The sequence below is a fragment of the Rhodococcus opacus genome, assembly GCF_012396235.1.
GTDB classification, from domain to species: domain Bacteria; phylum Actinomycetota; class Actinomycetes; order Mycobacteriales; family Mycobacteriaceae; genus Rhodococcus_F; species Rhodococcus_F opacus.
Genome location: NZ_JAAXPA010000016.1, coordinates 71,402 through 90,203 on the forward strand (window position 1 = coordinate 71,402; position 18,802 = coordinate 90,203).

Genomic DNA, 18,802 nt, shown 5'->3' on the forward strand with positions numbered 1-18,802 from the left:
ACTGTCGTAGCGCAGTTAGTTGGAAAAGCAGACTTACTCTCTCGAAGGGGTCGTCATGACCACGATTCAAGATCGAACGGTGCTGGTCACCGGAGCCGGCCGCGGGCTCGGACGTGCCTTCGTCGCCGAGGCGCTCGCACGAGGAGCGCGAACGGTCTACGCGTCGGCGCGTGATACGTCGACGATCGAAGGACATCCCCGGGTCGTGCCCGTCGAACTGGATGTCACGAACCCCGAATCGGTCTACGCCGCCGCGGAGTACGTCGGGGACCTCGGCGTGCTGATCAACAACGCCGGCATCCTCATCGGCGAGTCGCCGCTCACGGGTGATCTCGACGGAATGCGCCGGGAACTCGAAACCAACCTCTACGGCCCGCTCAACGTCACTCGCGCGCTGGCACCGATCATCGCCGCCAATGGGGGCGGCGCGATCCTCAACGTGCACTCCGTCCTGTCCTGGCTGGCCGTCGGTGGTTCGTACAGCGTCTCGAAAGCCGCCCTGTGGAGTGCCACCAACGCGATGCGTGCCGAACTCGCAGCGCAGAATATCCAGGTGGTCGGGCTGCACCTCGGGTACATGGACACCGACATGACGAGCGGTCTGGACGTACCGAAGATCTCCGCGGCCGAGGTCGCGCGACTGGCCTTCGACGGCATCGAGTCCGGCGCTCACGAAGTCCTCGCCGACGACACCTCCCGCACCGTCAAGGCGGCACTGTCGGGTGACCTTGACGTTCTCTATCCGCAGCCGGCGCAGCAGGGGACGGCATAGTGAGCGAGTCCGGAAACGGTGCAGTGGCGACTGTCGAGGGCGGGGCGGACGCGGAGTGGGGAGAGGTGCGGTCGAGGACCGTCGAATGGCGCGACCCGGCAGGCCCGGCGCGGAAAGCGCGAGAACTCGACGGCCTCGGCTACCTGCGGGCGATCCTCGGCGGCGAGATTCCCGCGCCCCCGATCGCGAGCCTGATGAACCTGCGGTTCCTCGAGGCCGAACCCGGAAGGGTCGTCTTCGCGCTGAACCCCGACGAGTCGCAGTACAACCCGATCGGCGCCATCCACGGCGGCGCCGTGTGCACCCTGCTCGATTCGGTCGCCGGCTGCGCCGTGCACACCACGTTGCCCGCGGGGTGGGGCTACACGTCGGTCGAGATCAAGGTCAACTACATCCGCGGAGCGACCCGGGACTCCGGGCCCCTCACGGCCACCGGAGTCGTCAAGAAGTCGGGTCGCCGCATCGCGTTCGCGGAGGGGGAGGTCACCGACTCGCAGGGCCGACTCGTCGCCACCGCCACCAGCACCCTGCTGGTGTTCGAGGTTCCACAGGAGAGCTGACGCCGGACGGCGCCCGCCGGGTGCCTCGGGGGCGTCCGGCGGGGCCGCCTGCCGACCCGAGTCGGGGGAGGGCCGGCGGCCCCTAGGTCAGGTCATGAAAAAGTAATGCGCGAGTAAAGTCAGCTGAGATGCGGGAAACCCGCCACTCGCGGAGGATCGTGGCGGGTCCCGGTGCACCGTTGCCCCGTCGGGTTGGGGCGATGCGCGAACAAGACTAATTGGTCGGTTTGTTACGCGCGAGTACGCAACTCCGGGTACGGACGAGGGGCGCAATGCCTATCGGACGGTCGTACAGGACGTCGCCGGTCGAAGCCGCCCTGTGGGGTACCGAAGTTTGATGTACTGAATTCCGTCCTCATCAGCGTCATCCCAGAGCGGTCAAGGAAGGCAACCACATGGGCACGATCACCACCCAGGATGGCACGGAGATCTTCTACAAGGACTGGGGAACCGGTCAACCCATCGTGTTCAGCCACGGCTGGCCGCTGTCGGCCGACGACTGGGACACCCAGATGCTGTTCTTCCTCCAGCAGGGCTATCGCGTCATCGCCCACGATCGGCGCGGTCACGGGCGCTCCACCCAGACCGGTGACGGCCACGACATGGATCACTACGCCGACGACCTCGCGGAGCTGACCGCGCATCTCGACCTGCAGAACGCGATCCACGTCGGCCATTCGACGGGCGGCGGCGAGGTGGTGCACTATCTCGCGCGGCACGGGGAGAGCCGGGTGTCGAAGGCCGCACTGATCAGCGCAGTACCGCCACTGATGGTCAAAACCGAGGCGAACCCGGGCGGCCTCCCCAAGGACGTGTTCGACGACTTGCAGGCACAGCTCGCCGCCAATAGATCGAAGTTCTATCGCGACCTGCCGTCGGGACCCTTCTACGGATTCAACCGACCGGGCGTGGAATCCTCCGAGGCGATCATCGAGAACTGGTGGCGCCAAGGGATGATGGGCGGGGCCAAGGCTCACTACGACGGCATCGTCGCCTTCTCGCAGACCGATTTCACCGAGGATCTGAAGAAGATCACGGTGCCGGTGCTGGTGATGCACAGCGAAGACGACCAGATCGTTCCGTACGCCGACGCCGGACCCCTGTCCGCGAAGCTTCTCGCGAACGGGACGTTGAAGACGTACCAGGACTTCCCCCACGGCATGCCCACCACACAAGCGGAGACGATCAACGCCGACCTGCTGGCGTTCCTGAAGGGCTGACGACGGACCCTCGATTCCTGTTCGTCCAGGTGATCGGGGGTTTTCGTCTGTCGGCGCTCCGTGGAATGAGTGCCCCCGGCAGGATTCGAACCTGCGACCAAGAGATTAGAAGGCTCTTGCTCTATCCCCTGAGCTACGGAGGCGCGCAGCAAATATTACCTGCCGCCTCGAGCGCTCCGACCGGGGCTGTGGTGTGCGGGTCACGAGCCCAGGCCGGCCGCCGACAGCAGAAGTCCCGCCAGAACGAGCTCGACCACGAAGTAGAACCACACGGGGTAGAAACGGGTAGGCCGGTCGGCGACGGCCGACACGATCCGGCCGAATGCCATCCCCAGCAGGGCGACGGCCACGGTCACCGAGGCGGCGGATCGGATGCCGTGGGCGTCGAAAGCTGCGAAGAACAGCAGGGCCGCCACCGCGACACCGAAGCCGCCGTAGACCGCGCGCACCTCGGCGCGGGAGGTCGCCGAATCCGCGGACAGACCGAACGGGGCGACCAGCCGGGCCGGCGCGGCGAGCCCGTACACACCCATGCCCGCGAAGAACAGCGCCACCGCGATAATCAGAAACTCAGCCATCTCAGCCTCTCGTTGCCTCGGGACACGTCCCTGTCGACGGTAACCGGAGCGGCGACGGAACCCTCGCGTCTCCGACGGCCTGTCGTAGGTCCTACCCTTGATGTATGGCTACACCCCAGCTCGCGGCGTCCGACCCGGCATCGAAACCCCCGGATCGCGCCGATTCGACCGCCCTGTTCGTCGTCGGCGGACTCATCGCCGGTCTGGTCGCGGCAATCGTCGTCGGACTTTCCGCTGCTCAGGCGCTCGTGCTGCTGGGAATTCCGGATCCCGGACCGATCACCACCTACGGACTGCCTGCGATGCGAGCCGTGTCGGAGATCGCTGCGGTCATCACCATCGGGTCGCTGCTGCTCGCGGCGTTCTTCGTACCGCCGCAGAAATCGGGTGTCCTGGACGTGGACGGCTACCGTGCGGTCCGGACCGCGTCATATGCCGCGATCGTGTGGGCCGCGACCGCCCTCGTCCTGGTCCCGTTGACATTGTCGGACACGTCCGGGCAACCCTTCGCCGAGGCGGTCGAACCGGCCAACATCTTCAATTCGATCGATCAGGTCGAACTCGCCGGCGCCTGGCGCTGGACCGCGATCATCGCGATCGTCCTCGCGATCGCATCCCGGCTCGTGCTGCGCTGGTGGTGGACGCCGATCCTTCTGGTCGTCGGCATCCTCGGGCTGATGCCGCTCGCGTTGACGGGGCACTCGTCGTCGGGCGGTTCGCACGACATGGCGACGAACAGTCTGATACTGCACCTCGTCGCGGCCTCGCTGTGGGCCGGCGGTCTGTTCGCTCTCCTCGCCCATGCGCGCCGGCGCGGCGCCTACACCGATGTGGCAGCGCGACGGTTCTCCGCGGTCGCGACGGTCTGCTTCGTCGTCATGGCGGTCAGTGGTGTGGTGAACGCGCTCGTCCGCGTCCAGATCGGTGACCTCGTCGACACCACGTACGGACGCCTGGTGGTCGCGAAGATCGTGGCGCTCGTCATCCTGGGCGTCTTCGGCTGGGCGCAGCGTCGACGGGCGCTGCCCGCGCTGCAGAAGGACCCGGCCGGCCGCGGCAACCTGATCCGTTTCGCCGGCGCGGAGGCCATGGTCTTCGCCGCCACGATCGGTCTCGCCGTCGGGCTCGGCCGCACACCGCCGCCCCCTCCGACCGCGGCACCCACCCTCACAGAGGTGGAACTCGGCTACAACCTGGCGGGGCCGCCGACGTTCGCCCGGCTGATGCTGGACTGGCGTTTCGACCTCCTCTACGGCACCGCCGCGATCGTGCTGGCCGTCGTCTACGCGCTCGGTTTGCGCAAACTTCGGCGTCGCGGCGACAGCTGGCCGGTCGGCCGGACCGTCGCGTGGATGTGCGGATGCGTGGTGCTTCTCGTCGCGACGTCCTCGGGTGTCGGCCGCTACTCACCGGCCGTGTTCAGCGTGCACATGGGCGCGCACATGGCGCTGTCGATGCTCGCCCCGGTCCTGCTGGTGCTCGGCGCACCGATCACGCTGGCCCTGCGCGCTCTCGATCCGGCGGGCAAGAACGGTGTGCCGGGACTGCGTGAGTGGATCCTGACTGCGCTGCACAGCCCGTTCTCCCGGTTCATCACCCATCCCGTCGTCGCGGCCGTGCTGTTCGTCGGCGGGTTCTACGCCCTGTACCTCGGCGGGATCTTCGAAGCGGCCGTGGACTCGCACTCCGCGCACGTCTTGATGAACCTGCACTTCCTGCTGAGCGGCTACCTCTTCTACTGGGTCGCGATCGGCATCGACCCGTCGCCGCGCAAACTGCAGCCGGTGACGAAGCTCGCGATGGTGTTCGGCTCGCTACCGTTCCACGCGTTCTTCGGTGTGGCGTTGATGAGCATGGGCGCCGTGATGGGCGAGTGGTACTACCGGTCGCTCGGACTGGGCTGGAACGCCGACCTGGTGGGTGACCAGCAACTGGGCGGCAGCATCGCCTGGGCGACCGGTGAGATCCCGCTGGTGCTGGTGATGATGGCGCTGCTCATTCAGTGGTCCCGCAGCGACGGCCGCACGGCGCGGCGGGTCGACCGGGCCGCCGACCGGGACGACGACGCCGACCTGGCAGCGCACAACGCGATGTTCGCGGAACTGGCGCGACGGGACCGAGAAGCCGGACACTGACCGCTAGCACGCGGTTCCGACACGGTCGGAGCTTCAGTCGCCGTTTCAGCTGTGTCATCCACACCCGCTCCGTTTCTCCACAGATTTCGGATGCCGCCCGACAACGGCGGTGCCGGACGGCACGCTGTGAGTGAAGGCACCTTGCCGCACTCACAGGGGGTAGAGCGAATGTACGAAACACACGGCACCGTGGTCGGAACGGTCATCACCGGCCCGGTCACCCGGTCGAATGCGGCCGGTGACGAGTTCCTCAGTTTCCGGATGGCGAGCACGGTCCGGCGCCGGGACCACGCGACGGGCGAGTGGCGCGACGGGAGCACGCTCTACCTCACGGTGACCTGCAGGCGGCGACTGATGGCCGGTGTCGTCCAGTCGATCGCGAAGGGGGATCCGGTCATCGTGACCGGCGAGTTGCGCACCACGGAGTACACGACGCGGGACGGCATCGCCCGCTCCGACCTGGAGCTGAGTGCGACCGCGATCGGACCGGATCTCGCCCGGTGCACGGTCGTCCTCGAGCGCGCGCCCAGAACCGGGGACGGGGGTGCGGCGACCCCGGCGACGGGACAGGTCGCCACTCGGTCCCTCGTCGCGTAGCGCACCAGCGGGTATCGGCGCCCATCCCGCACCCGCGGCGCCGGTACCCGCGGCTTCTTCCTACGGAGCCCTCGTTCACGTCCCCGACCCTCCGCGATGTGGGTTCATCGCACTTCACCATTAGGCTGGCCCCATGGCTGAGTTCATTTACACGATGAAGAAGGTGCGCAAGGCGCACGGTGACAAGGTCATCCTCGATGACGTCACGATGAGCTTCTACCCCGGCGCCAAGATCGGTGTGGTCGGCCCGAACGGCGCGGGTAAGTCCAGCATCCTCAAGATCATGGCGGGGCTGGATCAGCCGGGCAACGGTGAAGCGTTCATCGCTCCGGGTGCCACCGTCGGGATCCTCATGCAGGAACCGCACCTGGACGAGACCAAGACCGTTCGCGAGAACGTCGAAGAGGGCATGGGTGAAACCATGGTCCAGCTCAAGCGGTACAACGAGATCGCCGAGCTGATGGCGACCGACTACTCCGACGAGCTGATGGAGGAGATGGGCGAGCTGCAGGAGAAGCTCGACCATGCCGACGCATGGGAGATCGATTCCCAGCTCGAGCAGGCGATGGACGCTCTGCGCTGTCCGCCGCCGGAGGAGATGGTCACTCACCTCTCCGGTGGTGAGAAGCGCCGCGTCGCCCTCTGCAAGCTCCTGCTCAGCAAACCCGACCTGCTGCTGCTCGACGAGCCGACCAACCACCTCGACGCGGAAAGCGTCCTGTGGCTGGAGCAGCACCTGGCCGCCTACCCGGGTGCGATCCTGGCCGTCACCCACGACCGGTACTTCCTCGACCACGTCGCCCAGTGGATCTGTGAGGTCGACCGCGGCCGCCTGTACCCCTACGAGGGCAACTACTCGACCTACCTGGAGCAGAAGGCCGCGAGGCTCGAGGTCCAGGGCAAGAAGGACCAGAAGCTGCAGAAGCGCCTCAAGGAGGAGCTGGCCTGGGTCCGCTCGGGAGCGAAGGCCCGTCAGGCCAAGAACAAGGCCCGCCTCGACCGCTACGAGGAGATGGCCAACGAAGCCGAGAAGACCCGCAAGCTGGACTTCGACGAGATCCAGATCCCGGCGCCGCCGCGCCTCGGCGACGTCGTGGTCGAGGTCTCGAGCCTCGACAAGGGCTTCGACGGCCGGGTTCTGATCAAGGACCTGTCGTTCACCCTGCCGCGTAACGGCATCGTCGGCGTGATCGGCCCCAACGGTGTCGGTAAGACGACGCTGTTCAAGACCATCGTCGGGCTCGAGGAGCCGGACGCCGGTGAGGTGAAGATCGGTCAGACCGTCAAGCTCAGCTACGTCGACCAGAACCGCACGGGCATCGACCCCGACAAGACGGTGTGGGAGGTCGTGTCCGACGGTCTCGACCACATCGTGGTCGGCCAGACCGAGATGCCGTCGCGCGCGTACATCAGCTCGTTCGGGTTCAAGGGCCACGATCAGCAGAAGCCGGCGGGCGTCCTCTCCGGTGGTGAGCGCAACCGCCTGAACCTCGCGATGACGCTCAAGCAGGGCGGAAACCTGATCCTGCTCGACGAACCGACCAACGACCTCGACGTCGAGACCCTCGGTTCGCTGGAGAACGCCCTCGAGCAGTTCCCCGGCTGCGCCGTCGTGATCTCGCACGACCGCTGGTTCCTCGACCGCACCTGCACGCACATCCTCGCGTGGGAGGGTGGCTTCGGCGACAACGAGGCCGCCTGGTACTGGTACGAGGGCAACTTCGAGGGCTACGAGGCCAACAAGGTCGAGCGGCTCGGACCGGACGCGGCACGTCCGCACCGGGTGACGCACCGCAAGCTCACGAGGGACTGACCTGGTGGAGCCGAAGGTTTTCACGTACGAGATCCAGGTCCGGTGGGGCGACTCCGACCGGTTGGGGCACGTCAACAACACCCGCTTCGTCGAGTACATGCAGGAAGCACGTGTGCATTTCCTGTCGTCGGAGCTGGAGTCGGCGGGCGCCCGGGCGGGTGCCACGGTGGTGCGCAAGATGGACGTGGAATTCCTGCGTCCCGTCACCGACGCCTCCGGGCCGTTGACGATCGACGTGTCGGTACTCCATGTCGGTAATTCGTCGTACACGATCCGGCACGTCGTCACGAACCGCGACGGGGTCCGCTGCGCGACGGGCGACGCCCTGATGGTGGCGTTCGACGTGAAGGCCGAACGCTCGCGTCCGCTGTCCGCGGCGGAACGAGACGCGCTCGAGCGGTACCTTGCGCCGGTGACCACCGGCTGACGGATCCGGCACGCGGGTGCCCGAAGTTCACCCTCTGTTCCCATCGCCGCGGGCTAGTCTCGAGAGAGTTGCCCGCGGCGATCGGAACGAAGAGGAAGTGAGCCCCGATGACGGAATCGGCAGCACTGAAAGATGCGGAGTGGGCGCGGGATCTGCCCGAAGGTCTCCGGTCTCAGGTGCCGACCCTCGCGGCGGTGTATTTCCGTCACGTCGATCGCGGTGACAGCGAGAGCGCCGTCAACGGCGCCTCCGGGGCCGTGCTCGGCGCGCATCTGACACTCGCCCTGCATCGTCCGCCGGAACGCGCGGTCACCCGGGTCTACCGCCCGGGCGACGGGCGCGAACTCGGTGCGTCCCTGCAAATCGTGACGGACGACATGCCGCTGCTCGTCGAATCGATCACCGCGCTGCTGAACCGCCTCGGCATCGGGATCAGCGAATTCGTGCACCCCATCATCTCGGTCCGGCGCGATCCGATCGGCGCGCTGCGCGGAATCCTCATGGGAGACAAGGCCAAGGACGCCGACGAGGACGCCGTCTCCGAGTCGTGGATCCACGTCCAACTCGATCCACGTGCCGACGCCGCTGTTCTCGACACACTCGAGAAGGAAGTCGGCACCGTCCTCGCCGACGTGCGCCAGGTGGTCCGGGACACCGACATCATGCGCAAGCTCGAGCGGACGCTCGCCGACGAACTCGAAACGTCCACACCCTGTCCCGGCGTGACGAAGGACGACCTGGAGGACTGCGCCGATCTGCTGCGGTGGATGTCGCAGGGCAATTACGCGGCGCTCGGCTACCGCCGCTTCGAACTGGGGGAGCCGGACAGCTCCGGCGCCCGCAGCCTGCAGGTGGTGCCGGGCAGCGGTCTCGGACTGCTGCGCTCCGACACGGTCACCGAAGGTCCGCTGAGTCTGCCGCCGGCCGCCGAGATCCCCGACCGGCCCCTGCTCGTGCTCACGCAGGGCTCGTTCCCCGCGACCGTCCACCGCTCGGTCTACCCGTTCTTCGTCGGCGTGAGCATCCTCGACGAGAACGGCAACATCACCGGTGAGCACCGGTTCCTCGGCGTCTTCACGGTCACGGCGCTGCACGAGAACGTCCTCGACATTCCCGTGATCGCCCGCCGGGTGCGCAAGGTGATCGATCGGGCCGGGTTCCAGTTGAATTCGTACTCGGGGCAGGCGATGCTGGAGGTCATCCAGTCGTTCCCGCGCACGGAGCTGTTCTCGAGCGACGCCGACACCCTCTTCGACACGGTGACCGCCGTGCACAGCATCGGGCTCCGGCGTCAGGTGCGTCTGTTCGTGCGCGAGGATTTCCTCGGGCGATTCGTCTCCTGCCTGATCTATCTGCCCCGCGACCGGTACACCACCCGGGTCCGGCTCGCGATGCAGGACATCCTGCTGCGGGAATTCGGTGGCGGCACTTTGGAATACACCGCGCGTGTCACCGAGTCCGACCTGGCGTTGCTGCACGTGACGATCCGCAAGAGCGCCGAACAGATGGGGTCGCGGCTCGACCTCTCGGACGCCGACCGTGAGCGGGTCCAGGGCATGCTGGCCGAGGCGAGCCGCAGCTGGGACGACCATCTCGGTGACCTCCTCCCGGTGACCACCGGTGTGGATCCCGTTCTGGCGCAGCGTTATGCCGCCGTCCTGCCCGAGGGGTACAAGGAGGATTTCGACGCCACGCGCGCGTTGTCGGATCTCGCGAGGCTGGAGGCGCTCGAAGACGGTTCCATCGATCTGCTGCTCTACCGCGATCCCGGGGCGGAGGTCGGGCACTGGCGATTCACCCTGTACGTGGGCGGCGACGGCATTTCGCTGAGCCAGGTACTTCCGGTGCTGCAGAGCCTGGGTGTGGAGGTGCTCGACGAACGGCCCTACCTGATTCCGCGGCCGGACGGGTTGTCGTGCTGGATCTACGATTTCGGGCTGTCGGTGCCGGCGGAGCTGCTCCGCTCCTCGGTCGAGGACGACCTGGACGCCGAACTCGCCGCCGAGGAGGCGTCCGCCGCCGCCCCGAAGCTTCAGGAACGGTTCACCGATGCCTTCACCGCGGTCTGGTTCGGACGGGCCGAGGCCGACCGGTTCAACGAGCTGATCCTGCGGGCGGGAGTGTCGTGGCGGCAGGCCGTGATCCTGCGGGCCTACGCAAAGTACCTGCGCCAGGCGGGGTTTCCCTACAGTCAGTTCCACATCGAGGGGGTTGCGCTGGCGAATCCCCGCTCCGCGTACACGCTCGTCGAGTTGTTCGAGGCGATGTTCGACCCGGAGACGCCCTCACCCGACCTGGTCGCCGAACTCGACACCCGTCTGCGGGAGTACATCGACGCCGTGGTCAGCCTCGACGCGGACCGCATCCTGCGCGGTTTGTTCGGGCTGATCAAGTCGACGCTGCGCACCAACTACTTCGTCGTCGGCCGCACCGGGGAGCCGCCGTCGTACCTGTCGATCAAGCTCGATCCGACCTCGATCCAGGAACTGCCGAAGCCCCGCCCCAAGTACGAGATCTTCGTGTACTCGCCCGACGTCGAGGGTGTCCACCTGCGGTTCGGATCCGTCGCCCGCGGCGGGCTGCGCTGGTCGGACCGGCGTGAGGATTTCCGCACCGAGATCCTGGGGTTGGCGAAGGCTCAGGCCGTCAAGAACGCGGTGATCGTCCCGGTCGGCGCGAAGGGCGGTTTCGTCGTCAAGAATCCGCCGACACCCTCGGGCGACGCGGCGGCCGACCGCGCGGCCGCCCTGGAGGCGGGTCAGGACTGCTACCGCACATTCATCTGCGGGCTCCTGGACCTCACCGACAACGTCGATCAGGCGTCGGGGGAGATCGTGCCCCCGGCCCGGGTGGTGCGGCGCGACGGCGACGACCGGTATCTCGTCGTGGCCGCGGACAAGGGGACCGCGAAATTCTCCGACCTCGCCAATTCTGTTGCGGAGCAGTACAAGTTCTGGCTCGGCGACGCGTTCGCGTCCGGTGGGTCGGCCGGGTACGACCACAAGGGGATGGGCATCACCGCGCGCGGCGCCTGGGAGAGCGTGAAACGGCACTTCCGGGAGATGGGCGTCGACACCCAGACCCAGGACTTCTCTGCGGTCGGTGTCGGTGACATGAGCGGCGACGTGTTCGGAAACGGCATGCTCCTGAGTCGGCACATCCGGCTGGTGGCGGCGTTCGACCACCGGCACATCTTCCTCGACCCCGAGCCCGACGCCGCCAGGTCCTTCGCGGAGCGGTCCCGCATGTTCGCGCTGCCCCGGTCGTCGTGGGCCGATTACGACACCGGCATCATCAGCGAGGGCGGGGGAGTGTGGGACCGGACGCGCAAATCGGTCCCGATCAGTGCCGCCGCGCGCACTGCGCTCGGACTCGACGACGCCGTCACCGAACTCTCCCCGCCGGAACTGGTCCGGGCGATCCTGCGTGCCCCGGTGGACCTGCTGTGGAACGGTGGCATCGGCACGTACGTCAAGGCGTCCACCGAGACCAATGCGATGGTGGGCGACAAGAGCAACGACTCCGTGCGCGTCGACGGCAACGAGGTGCGGGCGAAGGTGGTGGGTGAGGGCGGCAACCTCGGGGTGACGGCGCTCGGCCGGATCGAGTACAGCCAGAACGGTGGCCGGATCAACACCGACGCGATCGACAACTCCGCGGGCGTCGACTGCTCCGATCACGAAGTGAACATCAAGATTCTGCTGGACTCGTTGGTGAGCAGCGGCGGGTTGCCACGGGAGGAACGTAATCCTCTGCTGGCGTCGATGACCGACGAGGTGGCCCAACTCGTGCTCGCGAACAACATCGCGCAGAACAATCTCCTCGGTGTCTCCCGGACCAGCGCGGTTCCGATGCTGAGTGTGCACCGCCGCCAGATCGAGCACCTGGCGTCGCGTCGCGGACTCGACCGGAAACTCGAGGCCCTGCCCACCGACGAGGAGATCGCACGACGGAGGCAGGCGGGGCAGGGACTGACCTCTCCGGAACTCGCGACCCTCACCGCGCACGTGAAACTCGCGCTCAAGGACGATCTCCTCGCGACCGACCTGCCCGACAGCGAGACGTTCGCCCCGCGGCTGCCGCGGTACTTCCCGACAGTGTTGCGCAAGCGGTTCCGCACCGCGATCAAGGCGCATCCTCTGCGCAGGCAGATCGTGGCGACGATGCTCGCGAACGAGACCATCGACAACGGCGGTATCACCTTCGCGTACCGATTGGCGGACGAGGCGGGTGCGAGCAGCACCGACGCCATCCGCGCCTACGCGGCGGTCACCGAGATCTTCGCCCTGCCCGAGCTGTGGTCGAGGATCCGGTCGGCGAACATCGCGGCGGACATCGAGGACGACCTGATTCTCGAGTCCGGCCGGGTTCTCGACCGCGCGTCCCGCTGGTTCCTGACCAACCGGCCTCAGCCCCTCGCCGTGGGCGCCGAGATCGCCCGGTACTCGGCCGACTTCCGCGCACTCTCGCCGCGAGTCCCGCAGCTCGTGCGGGGGCATCAGCTTGCCGACGTGGAGACACGGGCGAGGCCGCTCGTCGTCCGCGGAGCGCCGGAGGACCTCGCGTTCGAGGTGTTCCGGCTTCTGGACAAGTTCTGCCTGCTCGACATCAGCGACATCGCGGACATCGCCGAACGCGACATCGACGAGGTCGCCGAGCTGTACTACGAACTCGACGCGCACCTCGGCATCGACTGGCTGCTCAGCGCCGTGTCCACACTCGCGCGGGGTGACCGCTGGCATTCGCTGGCCCGCCTCGCACTGCGGGACGACCTCTACAGTTCGCTGCGTCAGCTCACGATGGAAGTGCTCCTGGGTGGTGAACCTCACGAGACGCCGCAGGAGAAGATCGACGACTGGGAGTCGACGAACGCGTCCCGGCTGGCCAGGGCGAGGTCCGCTCTCACCGAAATTTTCGAGTCTGGGACCCTTGACCTCGCGACGCTCTCGGTGGCGGCGCGTCAGGTACGCAGCATGGTGCGAGGTATGGGCACCCGATCGGAGGTATGACGTTGAGCGAGGGCTTTCACGCGGAGGTCGAAGTTCGATGGTCGGACATGGACGTCTTCCAGCACATCAACCACGCACGGATGGTGACGTTGCTGGAGGAGGCGCGGATTCCCTGGCTGTTCGAGGACGATCGGCCCACTGTCACGTTGCGTGACGGCGCGGTCATCGCGGACCTCCATGTGCGCTACCGCGGGCAACTCCGGCACAGCGATTCACCGCTCGACGTCCTGATGTGGGTGGAGAAGGTGCGCGCGGTCGATTTCACGATCAACTACGAGGTCCGCCCGAAGGGCGTCGATGTCTCGGTCGCGCCGTCCATCATCGCCTCCACGCAGATCGCGGCGTTCGACATCGACACCCAGCGACTGCGCAGAATCACCGACGTCGAGCGTGCGTACCTGGAGAGCTGGCAGCGTGCATGAGCGCGTCCTGTCGATCCCGGACGCCACGGAACGCGGTGATCTCGCCACGTTCCTCACGCGGGTGGTCCGGTTGGACGAGTCGGCGGTGGTGCGTCTGCGTCAGCGCGGACCCGGCCGCCTGACGATCTGGGCGGCAACCGGTTTCGACGCGCTGGCGGTGCGCACGGTCGCGGGGACCATCACCCCCGACGACACGTCGGCTGCCGGTGACCAACTGCTCGCCGCCCTCGAAGCGGCGACCGCCGCCGACATCGATCCCGGGTTTTCGATGGATTCGGCGTGGCGGGGCGCTCTGCCTCCGACGGAGGGCTTCGTGCACGTCGACGACGTCCCGGCGCGTGTCCTCGTGGACCTCGCGCAGCGCGGTGCGGCCCTGGCGCAGGAGCACGGCGGCGGCCACGGCCCGCCCGCATCACTCCTCGACCAGGAGGTGCTGGAGGTGAAGGGCGCGGAGCACACGGTCGGCATCCCGATGCGGGTGGTGTTCGCACTCACCGCGATGGGATTCGTTCCGCACGCGGGCTCGGATCGGCTGACCGCCGACATCGACCTCGAGCGCATCGATGCGGCCGAACTGGTCCGGGTGCGTGCCACCGCGTCGTGGCTGCGGGTGGACGCCCGGTTCGGGTCGATCTACCGGCACCGCGGTGGGGGGATTCCGTTGTCGGTCGTGCGGTAGCGCGCCGTCAGCCGGACCGCAGGGTGCTGGTCGCCAGAACGGCGAGTGACGCGACGACGGCCGCCATGCCCAGCCCCGCGACCAGGGTCAGCTGCTCGCCGAGCACCGCGGTCCCGAGCAGTGCCGCGACCACCGGTTCGGTGAGCGTCAGCGTCGCGACCGTCGCGGGTGGCAGCCGCCGCAGACCGGCGGCGAACAGCAGATACGCCAGCACGGTCGGGACGATCGCCAGATACACCGCGGCCGCAGCGCCCGGTCCGGTGTCGAGGCCGCCGGGCCAGGTCGCGACGAGCACGGGGATCAGGAAAAGTCCACCGAGACCGAACATCTGTCCCATCGCCGCCTCGGGACTCGCACCCGCGGCGAGCAGCGACGATCCGGAAACCGTGTAGGCGGCGTACCCGAGGCCGGCGAGCAGCGCAGGGAGTGCACCCGCCAGGATCCCGGACGAGTCGGAGCCGCCCGTCGTGCCCGCCACGATCAACGCCATTCCGGCGACCGCGATGACGGTGGACACGGCCCACACCGGGCCGGGACGGTGCCGGTGCACCGCCCACTGCAGTGCCCCGGTGAACGCGGGGCCCGAACCCAGCGCGATCATGGTTCCTGCCGCCACCCCGGCGCTCTGCACACCACTGAAGAAGCCGAGTTGGTACGCCGCGACTCCGATCCCGCCCCACACGGCGGGCACGTACCCGCGCATCCCGGAGCCGTCACCGAACCCGAGCCCGCCCCGCAGCGCTGCGAACGCCGCGAGGAGCGCGCCCGCGGCCACGACCCGGGCCGAGCCGACCGCCAGCGGGTCGAGGTCGTAGCCGAGGGAGCGGGACGCGAGGGCCTGCGCGGTTCCCGTCGTGGCGAACAGGATCGATGCTGCGACGACCGCCGCAACTGCGGGAGTGCGGGTCAGATGAGCCACGCAGCCGCGTTCGGTGGGAGCTGCCCCTCGACGAGCGGCGCGCTGCTGAGCAGCACCTCACCGGGTGGCAGCGAGATCGGCCCGTCGGTGGCGTTGAGGGCGCAGATCAGCCCGCCGCGCCTGCGGAAGGCGAAGCAACCCGCGGGGCTCCCGTACCAGTCGACCCCGGGCCCGGAGAACTCCGGGCGCAGCGAGCGCAGTTCGAGTGCGGCCCGGTACAGCGACAGCGTCGACGAGACGTCCTCGAGTTGCGCCTCGACGGTGAGGTCCGCCCACTCGGGTGGCATCGGCAGCCAGGGCTCGCCGGTGCTGAACCCGAACGGCGGTTCGGTGCCCTCCCACGGAACGGGCACACGGCAGCCGTCACGGCCGCGTTCGGTGTGACCGGACCGTTCCCACACCGGGTCCTGCAACGCCGAATCGGGGAGGTCGACGTTGGGCAGGCCGAGTTCGGCGCCGTTGTACAGGAACGCCGCACCCGGCAGCGCCAGTTCTACGAGGATCATGGCCCGGGCGCGTGCCGTGCCGATCTCGCCGCCGCCGTACCGGGTGACTTCCCGTTCGACGTCGTGGTTCGACAGGGTCCAGGTGGGTGTCCCGCCCACCTGGTCGACGGCGGTCAGGGAGTTCTCGATCGCCTCCCGGACCGTCTCCGCCGAGAACTCGGCCTCGGCCAGCCGGAAGTTGAACCCGAGGTGCAGTTCGTCGGGCCGGATGTACTCGCCGAAGCGTTCGTTGTCGCGAACCCAGATCTCTCCGACCGCCATCGTGCCCGGGTACTCGTCGAGGACCTTGCGGATGCCGCGGTGGATGTCGTGGACCGCGGGGTTGTCGAACCGCGGATCGTCGTCGGAGTTCTGCAGCAGTGCGTTGGCGGACCAGTCGTGGTCCGGCAGACCTTCCGGCTTCGCCATGCCGTGCGCGACGTCGATGCGGAATCCGTCGACACCGCGGTCCAGCCAGAACCGGAGCGTCGTCGTGAGATCCTCGACGACATCCGGGTTGTCCCAGTTCAGGTCGGGCTGTTCCGTCGCGAAGATGTGCAGGTACCACTGGCCGGGCTTGCCGTCGGCCTCGGTGATCCGCGTCCAGGCCGGCCCGCCGAAGATGCTCGGCCAGTTGTTGGGCGGCTCCGCGCCGTCCTCACCGCGACCGTCGCGGAAGATGTACCGGTTCCGTTCGGGACTGCCGGGCGGTGACGCCAGGGCTGCGCGGAACCATTCGTGCTCGACGCTCGTGTGGTTGGGCACCAGGTCCATCGTCACCTTGATCTGGCGCGCGTGCGCGGCCTCGATCAGTGCGGCCATGGTCGCGAGGTCACCGAACAGCGGGTCGATGTCTCGGGGATCGGACACGTCGTAACCGTGATCGGCCATCGGGGAGCGCATCACCGGGCTCAGCCAGAGGGCGTCGACACCGAGCAGTTCGAGGTATCCCAGCTTGTCCCGCACTCCGTGGAGGTCGCCGACACCGTCACCGTTCGCGTCGGCGAACGAGCGGGGATAGATCTGGTAGAAGACGGCGTCGGACCACCAGGGTGCCGGCTGTGTGTCGTCGGCGGACGTTTCGGCGGGAGTGCTCACAAACGCCCATCGTGCCAAACGATCGCCCGCACCACGACTCGACCGGCGTAATCGGCGCGGGGCGGTTTCAGAAGGCGGAGTTCACCATCGACGCCGCGGCCATGTCCATGTACTCGGAGAGGGCCTTGCGGTGGGCGTCGTCGAGGGTTCCGGTGTCGATCGACGCGATGGCCGTGTGCATGCACCGCAGCCAGGCGTCACGCTCGATCGGGCCGATCTTGAACGGCTGGTGTCGCATCCGCAGTCGTGGGTGGCCGCGCTCGTCCGAATAGGTGTGCGGTCCGCCCCAGTACTGCTCGAGGAACATCCGCATCCGGCGCTCGGCCGGACCCAGATCTTCCTCGGGGTAGAGGGGCCGCACGATGTCGTCCTTGGCGACTTCCTCGTAGAAGCGCGCGGTGAGTTTGCGGAACGTCTCCGCTCCGCCCACCGCCTCGTAGAAGGTCTGCTGCACGTCAGTCATGGCGCCCTCCATTGTGCACGTGCGGGCGCGAACGGTCTTCGTCACCGTCTGTTCACCGAACGTCCTGCATTTTTGTCGGAAATGGACGTGCACGAGCAGGCAATTCATGGTGCACTTGGTGGCAATCTCCCGGAGGTCGCATGAAGAATCGACACAGCGCCCGCGCGCACCGACAACTCGTGCCCACTGATGCCCGGAGTGCCGGGGTTTCAGGGGCGTTTGCTTTACAAGTGATCACCGAAGGCTCCGCGCGCAGCGCAGAGCCTTCTTTCCCGGGCGAGAATGCGGTTCCGCTCTGGATCAAGCGCCGGGTGCTTCTCCTGAATGTCACCTACGAGCCGCTCACCGCCCTTCCTGCCCGCCGCGCCGTGGTGTTGATGACCTGCGGTAAAGCCGATACCGTCCACGAGGATCCCCAGGCCCCGGTCGTCCACTCCGAGCAGTGGTCCGTGCAGGTGCCGTCCGTGATCCGCCTCCGGAACTACGTCCGCGTCCCGTATCGCGCCCGCGTTCCGATGACCCGCGCAGCCCTCATGCACCGGGACCGGTTCCGGTGCGCCTACTGCGGTGCCAAGGCCGAGACCGTCGATCACGTGGTTCCCCGCAGTCGAGGCGGCGAGCATTCGTGGGAGAACTGCGTGGCCTGCTGCGCACCCTGCAACCACCGCAAGGCGGACAAATTGCTGAGCGAACTCGGCTGGACGCTCAGGGCCTCCCTCGTGCCTCCGTCGGGGCCGCACTGGCGACTGCTGGCGTCCACCAAGGACTTGCACCCGTCGTGGATGCCCTACCTCGGTGAAGGCGCCGCCTGAGCGTTCCGCGCGTCCGCTTCGCGAAGTTCGGCCCTGACGCTTCCCCTCGCACGGTTCTGGGCTACCGTTTGCGTTGTGAGCATTCTCGAGACAGTGCTGATATTCGTAGGAATTCCGGCGTTGATCACCGCCTTCTTCGCGGGGATGTCGTTCGTCGGCAAGAAGACGCCGGGCCCCGTGCCGCCCGCGTTCCACCTCGGTGAGGAATGGACGCACGCGCCGGTGCTGTGGAGCGCCGTCGACGAGGTGACCACGCACGGTCATCACGGCGGACACCACGGCGCGCACGCCGGTTCGGCAGACCTGATTGGAGGCTCGGCAAGTGGCAAGTGGTGACCTGATTCCCGCGTCGGCGGTATCCGCGGACAATCTGCCTGTCGGCAGCGTCGTGACCTCCAGCGGTCGCATCTCAGGCGTGCACCGCGTCGGTGAGCCGTTCACCGACGACCTGCCGTTCACGACGGACGAACTCGTCCGCCTCGACGATGCCCTCACCGAAGGCACCCGCAAGACGAAGGTGCGCTTCAACGCGTACATCGGCGACCTCGGCGCCGACACCGCGGCCGGCGCCGACGCGCTGTTCCCGACGACGCCCGAGGCGGAACGGTCCGTGCTCATCGCGGTCTCGCCCAACCAGCGGACGGTCGAGATCCGCAGCGGCCGGGCCGTGGCCAACCGGGTCACCGACCGGGTCGCCCAGCTCGGCGCCACCGCCGCCGTGTCGTCGTTCGGCGACGGGGACCTCATCGACGGTCTCGTGAGTGCCATCCGCGTGATGAGTGCGGCGATCGCCTCGCCGTAAAACCTACACAG

The 18,802-nt window shown here is 67.7% G+C and carries 17 protein-coding genes and 1 tRNA gene; 13 read left to right on the plus strand and 5 right to left on the minus strand.

Going from position 1 to position 18,802, the window contains the following annotated elements:
- Positions 1-55 precede the first annotated feature (55 nt).
- The 3 genes from HGB39_RS21510 (at position 56) to HGB39_RS21520 (ending at position 2,552) form a co-directional block, all read left to right on the plus strand.
- Positions 56-772 (plus strand): SDR family oxidoreductase, encoded by a 717-nt coding sequence (locus tag HGB39_RS21510; RefSeq protein ID WP_005570284.1) that lies wholly within the window; start codon positions 56-58, stop codon positions 770-772.
- On the plus strand, positions 772-1,332 hold the full coding sequence (locus HGB39_RS21515) for a PaaI family thioesterase (protein ID WP_005570286.1): 561 nt from the start codon (positions 772-774) through the stop codon (positions 1,330-1,332). Before HGB39_RS21510 ends, HGB39_RS21515 begins: the two co-directional genes overlap by 1 nt.
- Before the next feature lie 395 nt (positions 1,333-1,727).
- Positions 1,728-2,552 carry an alpha/beta fold hydrolase gene (locus HGB39_RS21520; RefSeq protein ID WP_005261975.1) on the plus strand — a complete coding sequence of 275 codons (825 nt, stop codon included), beginning with the start codon at positions 1,728-1,730 and terminating at the stop codon, positions 2,550-2,552.
- A 70-nt stretch (positions 2,553-2,622) separates the two neighbouring features.
- Here the strand turns inward: HGB39_RS21520 and HGB39_RS21525 are convergent.
- Together HGB39_RS21525 and HGB39_RS21530 are read right to left on the minus strand one after the other, a co-directional pair.
- Positions 2,623-2,695: transfer RNA gene (locus HGB39_RS21525), tRNA-Arg, on the minus strand.
- A gap of 57 nt (positions 2,696-2,752) precedes the next feature.
- On the minus strand, positions 2,753-3,130 hold the full coding sequence (locus tag HGB39_RS21530; RefSeq protein WP_005264310.1) for a DUF4345 domain-containing protein: 378 nt from the start codon (positions 3,128-3,130) through the stop codon (positions 2,753-2,755).
- 104 nt (positions 3,131-3,234) lie between these two features.
- Here HGB39_RS21530 and HGB39_RS21535 point away from each other — a divergent pair, with 104 nt between their 5' ends.
- The 7 genes from HGB39_RS21535 to HGB39_RS21565 all read left to right on the plus strand — a co-directional run bounded on the left by HGB39_RS21535 (position 3,235) and on the right by HGB39_RS21565 (position 14,212).
- Positions 3,235-5,265 carry a bifunctional copper resistance protein CopD/cytochrome c oxidase assembly protein gene (locus HGB39_RS21535; protein WP_005570288.1) on the plus strand — a complete coding sequence of 677 codons (2,031 nt, stop codon included), beginning with the start codon at positions 3,235-3,237 and terminating at the stop codon, positions 5,263-5,265.
- A 168-nt stretch (positions 5,266-5,433) separates the two neighbouring features.
- Entirely contained in the window at positions 5,434-5,862 is a 429-nt protein-coding gene (locus HGB39_RS21540) for a single-stranded DNA-binding protein (RefSeq protein ID WP_005570290.1), read from the plus strand.
- A 133-nt stretch (positions 5,863-5,995) separates the two neighbouring features.
- Positions 5,996-7,675 carry an energy-dependent translational throttle protein EttA gene (gene ettA / locus HGB39_RS21545; protein WP_005264313.1) on the plus strand — a complete coding sequence of 560 codons (1,680 nt, stop codon included), beginning with the start codon at positions 5,996-5,998 and terminating at the stop codon, positions 7,673-7,675.
- A 1-nt stretch (position 7,676) separates the two neighbouring features.
- Entirely contained in the window at positions 7,677-8,102 is a 426-nt protein-coding gene (locus tag HGB39_RS21550) for an acyl-CoA thioesterase (RefSeq protein ID WP_037207361.1), read from the plus strand.
- Between the two features lie 107 nt (positions 8,103-8,209).
- Positions 8,210-13,111, plus strand: coding sequence for an NAD-glutamate dehydrogenase (locus tag HGB39_RS21555; RefSeq protein ID WP_005570292.1), 4,902 nt, complete (start codon positions 8,210-8,212; stop codon positions 13,109-13,111).
- Positions 13,108-13,533, plus strand: coding sequence for an acyl-CoA thioesterase (locus tag HGB39_RS21560; protein ID WP_005264316.1), 426 nt, complete (start codon positions 13,108-13,110; stop codon positions 13,531-13,533). Before HGB39_RS21555 ends, HGB39_RS21560 begins: the two co-directional genes overlap by 4 nt.
- Complete coding sequence (locus tag HGB39_RS21565; protein WP_005570295.1) at positions 13,526-14,212, plus strand: DUF8010 domain-containing protein; 687 nt, start codon at positions 13,526-13,528, stop codon at positions 14,210-14,212. Before HGB39_RS21560 ends, HGB39_RS21565 begins: the two co-directional genes overlap by 8 nt.
- A gap of 7 nt (positions 14,213-14,219) precedes the next feature.
- Here HGB39_RS21565 and HGB39_RS21570 read toward each other — a convergent pair whose 3' ends face one another.
- The 3 genes from HGB39_RS21570 to HGB39_RS21580 form a co-directional block, all read right to left on the minus strand.
- Positions 14,220-15,131 (minus strand): DMT family transporter, encoded by a 912-nt coding sequence (locus HGB39_RS21570; RefSeq protein WP_005570297.1) that lies wholly within the window; start codon positions 15,129-15,131, stop codon positions 14,220-14,222.
- Positions 15,119-16,714 (minus strand): glycoside hydrolase family 13 protein, encoded by a 1,596-nt coding sequence (locus HGB39_RS21575; RefSeq protein ID WP_005570298.1) that lies wholly within the window; start codon positions 16,712-16,714, stop codon positions 15,119-15,121. Before HGB39_RS21575 ends, HGB39_RS21570 begins: the two co-directional genes overlap by 13 nt.
- A gap of 67 nt (positions 16,715-16,781) precedes the next feature.
- Positions 16,782-17,177, minus strand: coding sequence for a globin (locus HGB39_RS21580; protein ID WP_005264320.1), 396 nt, complete (start codon positions 17,175-17,177; stop codon positions 16,782-16,784).
- A 140-nt stretch (positions 17,178-17,317) separates the two neighbouring features.
- On the opposite strand from HGB39_RS21580, the gene HGB39_RS21585 reads away from it, so the two are divergent.
- From HGB39_RS21585 to HGB39_RS21595, 3 genes are all read left to right on the plus strand, one after another.
- Entirely contained in the window at positions 17,318-17,989 is a 672-nt protein-coding gene (locus tag HGB39_RS21585) for an HNH endonuclease (protein ID WP_164709521.1), read from the plus strand.
- A 75-nt stretch (positions 17,990-18,064) separates the two neighbouring features.
- The gene (gene ctaJ / locus HGB39_RS38900; protein ID WP_005248217.1) at positions 18,065-18,325 is read left to right on the plus strand and encodes an aa3-type cytochrome oxidase subunit CtaJ; all 261 of its coding nucleotides are present in this window, start codon (positions 18,065-18,067) and stop codon (positions 18,323-18,325) included.
- A complete protein-coding gene (locus tag HGB39_RS21595) occupies positions 18,312-18,791 on the plus strand; it encodes a DUF5130 family protein (RefSeq protein WP_005264322.1) in 480 nt (159 codons plus the stop codon). The genes ctaJ and HGB39_RS21595 overlap by 14 nt, the downstream gene beginning before the upstream one ends.
- Positions 18,792-18,802: the final 11 nt, after the last annotated feature.

What these genes read in the sequence shown, in the direction of transcription:
- HGB39_RS21510 (WP_005570284.1), top strand. Translation starts at nt 56, where the DNA reads ATGACCACGATTCAAGATCGAACGGTGCTGGTCACCGGAGCCGGCCGC.
- HGB39_RS21520 (WP_005261975.1), top strand. Translation starts at nt 1,728, where the DNA reads ATGGGCACGATCACCACCCAGGATGGCACGGAGATCTTCTACAAGGAC.
- HGB39_RS21530 (WP_005264310.1), bottom strand. Translation starts at nt 3,130, where the DNA reads ATGGCTGAGTTTCTGATTATCGCGGTGGCGCTGTTCTTCGCGGGCATG.
- HGB39_RS21535 (WP_005570288.1), top strand. Translation starts at nt 3,235, where the DNA reads ATGGCTACACCCCAGCTCGCGGCGTCCGACCCGGCATCGAAACCCCCG.
- HGB39_RS21540 (WP_005570290.1), top strand. Translation starts at nt 5,434, where the DNA reads ATGTACGAAACACACGGCACCGTGGTCGGAACGGTCATCACCGGCCCG.
- ettA (WP_005264313.1), top strand. Translation starts at nt 5,996, where the DNA reads ATGGCTGAGTTCATTTACACGATGAAGAAGGTGCGCAAGGCGCACGGT.
- HGB39_RS21555 (WP_005570292.1), top strand. Translation starts at nt 8,210, where the DNA reads ATGACGGAATCGGCAGCACTGAAAGATGCGGAGTGGGCGCGGGATCTG.
- HGB39_RS21560 (WP_005264316.1), top strand. Translation starts at nt 13,108, where the DNA reads ATGACGTTGAGCGAGGGCTTTCACGCGGAGGTCGAAGTTCGATGGTCG.
- HGB39_RS21580 (WP_005264320.1), bottom strand. Translation starts at nt 17,177, where the DNA reads ATGACTGACGTGCAGCAGACCTTCTACGAGGCGGTGGGCGGAGCGGAG.
- HGB39_RS21585 (WP_164709521.1), top strand. Translation starts at nt 17,318, where the DNA reads ATGAAGAATCGACACAGCGCCCGCGCGCACCGACAACTCGTGCCCACT.